The organism is Streptomyces sp. ACA25 (assembly GCF_028200735.1).
Lineage (GTDB): Bacteria > Actinomycetota > Actinomycetes > Streptomycetales > Streptomycetaceae > Streptomyces.
Genome location: NZ_JAQKPV010000051.1, coordinates 1 through 2,136 on the forward strand (window position 1 = coordinate 1; position 2,136 = coordinate 2,136).

Annotated in this window: 1 protein-coding gene; it reads left to right on the top strand. The window is 62.1% G+C overall.

The genetic code is table 11. From position 1 onward, the window contains the following. Positions 1 to 115: 115 nt before the first annotated feature. Positions 116 to 2,136 (top strand): LamG domain-containing protein (locus tag PJ985_RS23080; protein WP_271685834.1); only part of this gene is annotated, 2,021 nt, incomplete at its 3' end.

The following is a 2,136-nucleotide window of genomic DNA, read 5'->3' on the forward strand; positions in this document are numbered from 1 at the left end:
GACAGCCTCCTTCCATTACGGTGGCAACCCGCAACTGGGATGCAAGCCCGCAGGGGATGCCGAATTCAATATCCGCTCCGCTGTACAGGAGGCCGCGAACAAGAAGTGGTCCACGATGACCTTCGGGCTGCGGGCTGGCAACGAAACCAGTAATCTCCATTGGAAGCGCTTCCGTTACGATGCCCACCTGCGCGTGTCGTACAACCGCCCGCCCCGGCAGATCAAGACCTCGCAGCTCACCATGGAATACGGTGGCGCGTGCAAGTCCTCATCAGCACCCGTCCACGTGCGGACGATGGGAAAAATCTACGCCAACAATGTCACCGACCCGGACGGAGATTCAGTCCGGGTACAGTTCCGCATCTTCCAGGGATCCGAACAGGTGTGGACCTCGGGTCTGACAACAGCGAAGAAGTCGGGGTCCAGCTTTGCGGTCAACCTGCCGAACTCGCTGGCGCAGAACGCAACCCTGCGATGGTCTGTCCGGGCTTACGACGGGCATGATTACGGGCCATGGTCATCGTCTGGCTTTTCGTGTCACTTCGTCCACAACACGTCGATCCCGCAGGCCCCCACGATCACCTCGGGCCAGTATCCCGCCTCCGATCCAGCACATCCTGAAGACCCTTGGTACAACGGAGTGGGCCAGTACGGTGACTTCACGCTCGCGGCCTCGGACACCGATGTCACCCGCTACCGGTTCGGTGTCAACGGCGATCCGAGCACTGCCAACCAGGTAAGTACGACCTCCGGCGCGGCAGTCACGGTCAGGGCACTTCCGGAGAAGCCTGGACTGCACTTCCTTACCGCGCAGGCGGTTGATGGCGCAGGTAACCTCTCGGAGATCCGCACCTACCAGTTCAGGGTCGGGGCAGGGCGGGAGCAACGCGTTACCTGGGCGCTGGATGAGGGAACCGGAGCCACGCAGGCTGAGGCGGCGGTACCTGAGCGGGTCGCGACCGTGCACGGTGCGGCCGACTTCGCGGTCGACGGAGTCGTTGGCACAGCCATGCAATTGGACGGTTCCTCCGGATACGTAGCCACAAGTGAGCCGGTGGTTGATACCAACCGGTCGTTCACGGTGTCCGCATGGGTGAAGCTGGACGAGAAGCCCGGGCGTGCGGCGATCATCGCCACTCAGGCCGGCATTCATCGCCCAGGTTTCGAGCTCTACTACTCGGCAGCGCAGGACAAGTGGGCTTTCAATCAGTACCGGAATGATGATCCGGCCGATACCCGTACGGCTCGCGCACTGGCTGATACCGAAGTCAAGATCGGCGAATGGACCCATTTGGTGGGGTCCCACGATCCGGTTCATGAGCGCTTGCGACTCTTCGTGAACGGACAACTTGCCGGTCACGTGGACTACTCCGAGCCATGGAACGCCCGTGGCGAGGTGCAGGTCGGAGCGAGCCAGCACAATGGGCAGCCTGGCCACTACTTCCCCGGCGTGATTGATGAGGTGCAGATCTTCAACCATGTCATGAGGTCTGCCAACACCCAGGTGGCCCAGCTCTACAATAAGGAACGCATTCACCATGCGACCGGACGACCGGCGGTCGCACTGCTCGACCTCGATGAAGCGGCTGGGGCTACCGAAGTCTCCGCAGCGGCTGATGCGCTACCCGCCGTCTTCGAGGGTGGAGCGGACCCCGGCGTTCCCGGACCGGACGGCAACGCTCTGCGGCTGAACGGCACAGACGCCTACGCCTGGACGACCGCCGGTCATCTGAACACCGGTCGAAACTTCGCCGTCTCCGCCTGGGCAAAGCTGGACAAGACCAAGGCCGACACCGCCGGAATCATCGCCACCCAAGTGGCGAGTCATCGGCCTGGCTTCGAGCTGTATTACTCGTCGCACTACGACCGGTGGGCCTTCAATCAGTACAGCTCCAACAGCCCGGACGCGACACCCGTACGTGCCATGCAGCCCGCTGGAACTTCGGCCCGGGGGGATGAGTGGGTGCACCTGGTCGGTGTGCACGATACGTACAAGGACACTTTGACGCTCTACGTCAATGGGCGGAAGACAGACACAACCACGCTGGGTGGCGCCTTCCACGCTAATGGCTACGTGCAAATTGGGGCCGGTCAGTACAGCGGCGAAGTGAAGTCATTCTTCCCGGGAGAAATTTC